The sequence below is a fragment of the Streptomyces diacarni genome, assembly GCF_003323715.1.
GTDB lineage: Bacteria > Actinomycetota > Actinomycetes > Streptomycetales > Streptomycetaceae > Streptomyces > Streptomyces diacarni.
Window position 1 is genome coordinate 65192 of record NZ_QOIN01000050.1, and the last position, 7182, is coordinate 72373.

The following is a 7182-nucleotide window of genomic DNA, read 5'->3' on the forward strand; positions in this document are numbered from 1 at the left end:
GCACGGTGGCGCTCGCCCTGGCCTTCGCGGCACTGTGCTCCGCCGTGTGGGCGGGCTTGTCCTGGTACGGCGCCGCGCACGACGACACCCTGGAGTACGCCGCGACCCGCGACGAGGTGCGTTCGGCCGGCGAACAGGCGGTGCAGAACCTCAACACCCTCGACCACCGCAAGGTGGACGCGGGGCTCGACTCCTGGGAGGAGTCCACCACAGGCGAGCTGCGCGGCCAGCTGAAGAAGGGCCGCAAGGAGTTCGAGAAGCAGATCCGCGCGGCCAAGACCGTCACGTCGGCGCGGATCCTCTCCAGCGCGGTCGCCGAGCTGGACGAGCGGGCCGGCCGGGCCGGTGTGCTGGTCGCGGTGAGGACCACGGTCAAAGCGCCCAAGGAGAAGCCCGCGACCAAGCAGACCCGGATGCGCGGCGAACTCACCCGCACCGAGGACGGCTGGAAACTCAGCGCCCTCGCCCAGGTGCCGGTCGGCTACTCCGCCACCGCACCGGACGAGCGCGGCTGACCGAGCGAGGAGCAGCACCCATGTCCACCACCCGCCACCTCGTCAACCGCCGGCGCCGCCTCGCCGACCGGCCGCGCACGGACCGGGCGCCGCAGCCGGACCGGCCTGCCCCGACACCCCCGGCACCCGGGCCGGAGCCCCGCCTCGAGGATTCCGGCGCCGAGAAGCGCCGCGACACCGCCTCGCGGGACATCGAGCCACCCGCCGATGTCGAGTCGGCCGCCGGTGTCGGGCCGACCGCTGACGTCGAGTCGGCCGCCGACGAACCGGGTGCCCACGAACGCGGCAGGCGCACACCCGCGCCCCCGGCCCGGCTCGCCCGGCTCGTACGGGGGCGGGCATCGCGTGGCCGCGGGCTGCTGCTGGTCTGTGCCGCGCTCACCCTCCTGCTCGGCGGCTTCGCCGCCTGGGCGGCGACCGAGGCCGCCGGTCTGCGGGACGCGGCGTCCGCGCACAACACCGCTCTGGCGGACGCCGCCGGGACGAGCCGGGTCAAGGGCGAGGTCACCAGCGCCGTCAACGCGCTCTTCTCCTACGACCACGCCAAGCCGGGCAAGAACGAGGACGCGGCGCGCCGTCTCCTGACCGGGAAGGCCGTCGAACAGCACCGCGAACTGCTCGCCGCCGTCAGGAAACAGGGCCGGGAGCAGAAGCTCGTTTTGACCACGACCGTCACCGACAGCGCGGTCACCGCGCTCGAAGGCGACCGCGCACGGGTCCTCCTGTTCGCGGACCAGCACAGCGCCCGTACCGGAGCGCGGGGCGAGCACAAGGCGAAGGCGGACGGGAAGAAGGCGGACGGTGGCGCGGAGGACGACGCCACCTACGCCGGCGCCATGCTCGCGGTCAACGCCGTACGGCAGGACGGCACATGGAAGATCGCGGCCATCGACACCCTCAGCTGAAGGACGGCCCATGACCCAGCAGGACGGGAAGAACGCGCCCCGGCGATCCGGACCGGGCAGGCCGGGCAGGCGGGGCGGACGCTCCCGAGAGGGCAGGCACACCGCGGCCGGCGGCCGCGTGGCGCTGCCCGCCGGCAGCGGGCGCGTGAGGCTGCGGCGGGGCACCGCGGGCACCGCACTCGCCGTGGTGGCGGTCGCCGCGCTGACGGCCTCGCAGGCCCCCGGTGTCGCCGGTGCCCGGGACGCCCGCGCCCCCTGGGACTCCCACCGCGCCGCCCCCTCCCCGGCAGGCGCCGCCGACGACGGTTCCTACCACACCGAACTGCCGCCCCTCGACGGCGCGTCCGGCAGGCTCGTCGACCGTGCGAGCACCCGCGCGACCGCGGCCGCCTCCGGCATCCCCGCCACCGTCCTGCGCGCCTACCGGCACGCCGCAGAAACCCTGCGCTCGACCACACCGGACTGCGGACTGCCCTGGGAACTGCTGGCCGCCATCGGCAAGGTGGAGTCGGGGCAGGCCCGCGGCGGCGACGTACGGCCCGACGGCACCACCCGCCGGCCGATTCTCGGCCCTGTGCTCGACGGGCACGGGTTCGCCCGCATCCCAGACACGGACGGCGGCGCGCTGGACGGGAACGACGCGTTCGACCGTGCCGTCGGCCCCCTGCAGTTCATCCCCTCCACCTGGCGCGTCTGGGCGTCCGACGGGAACCGGGACGGCAGGAAGGATCCCCACAACATCCATGACGCGGCACTGGCCGCCGGCCGCTACCTGTGCGCCGACGGCCGCGACCTGACCCGCGCGCCGGGGCTGCGCCGGGCGATCCTCAGCTACAACCACTCCGACGCCTACCTGCGCACCGTGCTGGCCTGGCTCCGCTTCTACCGCGAGGGCACCCACGCCGTACCCGACGGAGAGGGCGTCCTCCCCGCTGGTGGGAGCGGCAAGGGTGCGGGTGGCGGGAAACGCGACAGCGCGGGCGGGGACAGGGCGGCGGGAAAAGAGCGCGGCAAGGACTCGGGCAGCCGTCCGGGGAGCGGTGGCACCGACCACGACGGCGACGCACCGAGGCCGGGCACGCCGGGGCCTCGCCCCTCGCACCCGGAGCCTTCCGCGTCGGACGATCCGACCGAGCCGCCCTCCTGCGACGGGGACACTCAGTCGCCGACGCCCACTCCCACCCCGACGGACACCCCCACCTCGTCCCCCTCGCCCACCCCGACGGACACGCCGTGCGAGAGCCCCTCGCAGGGGTGAGCGCCGCGGGATCGGTGCTGCTCGACGGCGCCGCACGCCGCCCGGGAAGCACACCGGGACGGAAGAAGCCGCCCGCGGACCCCCCACAGGCCGCGGGCGGCGGCCCAGCGGTGGCGCACGCCCCGGGCGGCTGACGCGTGCTACCCGGGACTGCTCCCAGAGTGCCCCACGCCACCCGGCCCCAGCAGGGGCCGAACGGCCCTTCTCCGAGGTCCGTGCCGGGCGGACTGCGGGTCAGTGCGGATGCGGCCCGCCGTGGTGGACGGGCCCGTGCGGACTGTCGCAGTGCTTCGGGCCCGCGCCGACGGTCGTCAGCGCGTGGGCCCCGGACGGCAGGTGCCCGGCGTGGTCTATCTGGAGGGTGGTGTGGGTGAGGCCGTACCTGTCGGCCAGCAGCCTGTGCAGGTCCCGGCGGACCCTGTGGCAGTCGCCGCCGGGCTCGACCAGCACGTGCGCCGAGAGGGCGGGCTCGCCCGAGGTGATCGTCCAGATGTGCAGGTCGTGCACCTCGGTCACGGCGTCGGCGGCGGCCAGGTCGTCGCCCACCGCGTCCGGGTCGAGGCCGACGGGCGCCGCCTCCAGGAAGATCCGGCCGGATTCGCGCAGCAGCCCGTAGCCCGCCTTCAGCATCAGTGCGACGACCAGCAGTGTGGCGATGGCGTCGGCGCGGGCGTAGCCGGTCACCACGACGACGAGGCCGGCGACGGCGGTGCCGATGAAGGCGAAGAGGTCGTTGAGGATGTGCTGGTAGGCGCCCTCGACGTTCAGCGAGGAGCGGTTCGCGCGCGAGAGGCACCAGGTCGCCAAGAGGTTCACCACGATACCGACCAGGGCCGTGGTGACCACCATCCAGCCCGTCACCTCGGGCGGATCGAGTAGCCTGCGCACCGCCTCGTAGCCCAGCCACAGCGCGGCGAGCACCAGCGTGAGCCCGTTGGCGTGCGCGGAGAGGATCTCGGCGCGCTTGAGACCGAAGGTGTAGCCGCCGCGCGCGGGCCGCGCCGAGAGCCGCATCGCGACCAGCGCCAGCACGATCGAGACGGCGTCGGTGAGCATGTGGGCCGCGTCCGACAGCAGGGCCAGCGAGCCGGCCAGTACGGCGATGGCCGTCTCGACGACGATGAAGGCGCAGATGAGGGCGAGCGCCAGCGAGAGCCAGCGCCGGTCGGCGTTGGCCGAGACTCCGTGCGAGTGCCCCGCGTGGCCGTGCTGCCCATGGTCGGGCCCCGCGTGGTCGTGCCCCGCCTGGCCGTGCCGCCCGTGGCCGCTCTGCTCATCGGCCGGCTGGTGCCGCCCCGGCACCTCCCGGCCGGTCGCTCCGTGCCCGTGTCCGTGACTCCCGCTCACCCTCGGTCCTCCCCATCGGCATGCCGCTCGCGTGGCTCCGGCTGCCTGAAGTGAAACCCACAGCGCCAAAAGGTGCAAAGGTTGCATCGGTGACCGTTGTCAATACCGATAACACCTTTCTGAGCTGCGGTTTCTTCGTGATTCTCGTTGTCGCCGCGGTGCCGGGCACTCCCCTGCCCGCGCCTGACGGGGCGGCGCCGGCGGCCTTCGACGGCTTTCGCGCGCCTGGTGGGACCGGATCTGAGAGGCTGAACACAGCCAGTGAGCGATGTGAGCGACATGAGCGGTGTGAGTGGCTGTGAGTAGCAAGAACCCCGGTTCCCCGAAGCCCGACCAGACGCGCGCCGAGCCCGACCGGACGCGCGCCGTGGAGGCCGCGCTCGCCCGGCTGGACCTGCCCGGCAAGGTGGCGCTCCTCGGCGGCACCGACATGTGGTCGGTCGACCCCGCGGCAGCCCGGACGCAGGCCGGCTTCGGCCGCCTCGTCTTCTCCGACGGCCCGGCCGGGGTGCGGGGTGAGGACTGGAGCCCCGAGGACCCCAGCGTCGCCCTGCCCTCGCCGACGGCCCTCGGCGCCACCTGGGACACCGGCGCCGCCCGGTGCGCCGGGCGGCTGCTGGCCCAGGAGGCCCGCGGCAAGGGCGCCCACGTCGTCCTGGCCCCCACCATCAACCTGCACCGCACCCCCTACGGCGGACGCCATTTCGAGGCGTACTCCGAGGACCCGGAACTGACCGGCGTGCTGGGCGCCGCGCTGGTCGCGGGGGTCCAGGAGGGCGGCGTCGGTGCCACTCCCAAGCACTACGTGGCCAACGACGCCGAGACCGACCGCTACACCGTGGACGTGCGCGCCGACGGCCGCACCCTGCGGGAGCTGTACCTCGCGCCCTTCGAACGGGTGGTGCGCACGGCCCGGCCCTGGGCGCTCATGGCCGCCTACAACAGCGTCAACGGCGTCACCATGAGCGAACACGACGTGCTCGTGGGCGGCGTGCTGCGCGGCGAGTGGGGCTTCGACGGCGCACTGGTCTCCGACTGGACGGGAGCCCGCTCCACCGTCGGCTGCGCCCTCGGCGGCCTCGACCTGGCCATGCCGGGCCCCGACACCGTCTACGGCGAGCACCTGGTCGCCGCCGTCCGCGAGGGCAAGGTGGCCGAGGAGACGGTCGACGCCCTCGCCCGGCGGGTGCTGCTGCTGGCGGCACGCGTCGGCGTCCTCGGCGACCTCCCGCCCGCCGTTCCCGCCGAAGCGCTGCCCGCACCACTGGACGGGCCCGCCACCGTGCGTGACCTGGCCGCGCGCTCCTTCGTCCTGCTGCGCAACCAGGACGGGGCGCTGCCGCTCGCCGCGGGCACTGCCGGCGCCCCGGATGCCGCCACCGAAGCGCCGCCCGCGCGCCGGATCGCGGTCAGCGGCCTGCACGCCTCCGTGCCCCGGTTCGGCGGTGGGGGCAGCTCGCAGGTCTTCCCCGCCCGGGTCAGCGCCCCGTTGGACGCGCTCCGCGCCGCGCTGGGGGACGGGGCCGAGCTCACCTACGAGCCGGGACCCGACCCGCGCTCGCGCCTCGGGCCCGCGTCCCGGGCCGACGGCTTCCGGCTGACGGCCGTCCTGCACGGCCTGGACGACGCCGAGCTCGCCCGCGCAGACCAACAGGACGGCAGCGTCCGCTGGATGGGTGGCCTGCCGGGCGGTGCCTCCTTCTCCGACCTGGGCCGCGTCGAGCTGACGGGCGCGTTCACCCCGGCGTGGAGCGGCACGCACCGGCTGGCCGTCAGCGGTGTCGGCCACTTCCGGCTGGAGGCGGGGGAGCGGGTGCTCTACGACGGGGAGCTCCAGCCCGAGAGCGAGGACCCGGCTGCCGCCTTCCTCAACCCTCCGCAGCGGGTCTTCCTCCTCGACGCGGAGGCCGGGGCGAGCGTCCCCGTGCGGCTCGTCCACTCGGTCTCCTCAAACGGTGTCGGCGGCCTCTTCGGGCTGATCTCCTTCGCGCTCGGCTACGGAGCCCCCGCCGTGCCCGAGGACGAGCTGATCGACCGGGCCGTACGGGAGGCCGCGGCCGCCGACACCGCGCTCGTCTTCGTCGGCACCACGGACGAGTCGGAGAGCGAGGGCGTCGACCGCGACACCCTGGCCCTTCCGGGCCGCCAGGACGACCTGGTCGCCCGCGTCGCCGAGGCCAACCCCCGCACCGTCGTCGTGGTCAACGCGGGGGCGCCCGTGCTGATGCCCTGGCGGCACGACGTCGCCGCCGTACTCCTGTGCTGGTTCCCCGGTCAGGCGGGCGGTGACGCGCTCGCCGACGTGCTGCTCGGTGCGGCGGAACCCGGCGGGAGGCTGCCGACCACCTGGCCCGACGCGGAGGACGACCTGCCCGTGCGCCAGGTCGTCCCCGGGCCTGACGGGCAGCTCCCGTACGCCGAGGGCCCGTGGATCGGCTACCGCGCCTGGCGGCGGGCCGAGGGGCCCCAGCCCGCCTACTGGTTCGGCCACGGCCTCGGCTACACCACGTGGGAGTACGAGTCCCTGAACATCACGGGCCGCACCCCCGCCCCGGGTGACGACCCGTACGTACCCGTCGCTGAGGTCGTCGTCCGCGTCCGCAACAGCGGCCCGCGTGCGGGACGCGAGGTCGTCCAGCTCTACCTCGGGTCCGACGGTCCCGATCGCAGGCTCGCCGCCTTCGCCGTCGTGCAGGCCGCCCCCGGAGCCTCGGCGGACGCCAGGCTGACCGTCCCCCTGCGCGCGGTGCAGTCCTGGGACGACACGACGTCGGCCTGGCGCGCCCATCCGGGGCCCGCGACCTTCGCGGTGGGCCGCAGCGCGGCCGACATCCGCCTGACGGCCGAGCTGGAACTGGCCGTCGAGGGCTGAACACCACCGACGGTGGGTGTGGGGTCGGTGTGCTGTGGGTGAGGGCGGCGGGGACCGGATGTGAGGGCACCCATAGGGGCCAGATCACATACGAAGCACCTTCGGATGTCCGATGTGTCGGGACCGGGGGTGGGGGTGGAGCGGCTCGCAGCGACGGGTAAAGAGGACGAAGCGGGATAGTACGTCACATAGTTGTCGGGGCGGGGAGCCGGTCCGCAGGGTGGGCCCAGGTCGCGACGAGACCGGGCACCGAGCCCCGGGAGCGCGGCCGGATGTGTCCCCCTT

General features: G+C 74.8%; 5 protein-coding genes. 4 read left to right on the forward strand and 1 reads right to left on the reverse strand.

Annotated elements, in window-relative coordinates; genetic code table 11:
* Window positions 1-5 precede the first annotated feature (5 nt).
* From DTL70_RS26095 to DTL70_RS34830, 3 genes are read left to right on the forward strand one after another with little or no spacing between them, the layout of a single operon-like run.
* A complete protein-coding gene (locus DTL70_RS26095; protein ID WP_114024470.1) occupies window positions 6-515 on the forward strand; it encodes a nuclear transport factor 2 family protein in 510 nt (169 codons plus the stop codon).
* A 20-nt stretch (window positions 516-535) separates the two neighbouring features.
* The gene (locus tag DTL70_RS26100; protein WP_114024454.1) at window positions 536-1420 is read left to right on the forward strand and encodes a hypothetical protein; all 885 of its coding nucleotides are present in this window, start codon (window positions 536-538) and stop codon (window positions 1418-1420) included.
* A gap of 10 nt (window positions 1421-1430) precedes the next feature.
* A complete protein-coding gene (locus DTL70_RS34830; protein ID WP_114024455.1) occupies window positions 1431-2678 on the forward strand; it encodes a lytic transglycosylase domain-containing protein in 1248 nt (415 codons plus the stop codon).
* A gap of 234 nt (window positions 2679-2912) precedes the next feature.
* On the opposite strand, the gene DTL70_RS26110 is transcribed toward DTL70_RS34830, so the two are convergent.
* Window positions 2913-3980, reverse strand: coding sequence for a cation diffusion facilitator family transporter (locus DTL70_RS26110; RefSeq protein ID WP_114024456.1), 1068 nt, complete (start codon window positions 3978-3980; stop codon window positions 2913-2915).
* Window positions 3981-4323: 343 nt separating this feature from the next.
* On the opposite strand from DTL70_RS26110, the gene DTL70_RS26115 reads away from it, so the two are divergent.
* Window positions 4324-6897: a beta-glucosidase family protein gene (locus DTL70_RS26115; protein WP_181861089.1), complete on the forward strand. Its 2574-nt coding sequence runs from the start codon at window positions 4324-4326 to the stop codon at window positions 6895-6897.
* Window positions 6898-7182 lie beyond the last annotated feature (285 nt).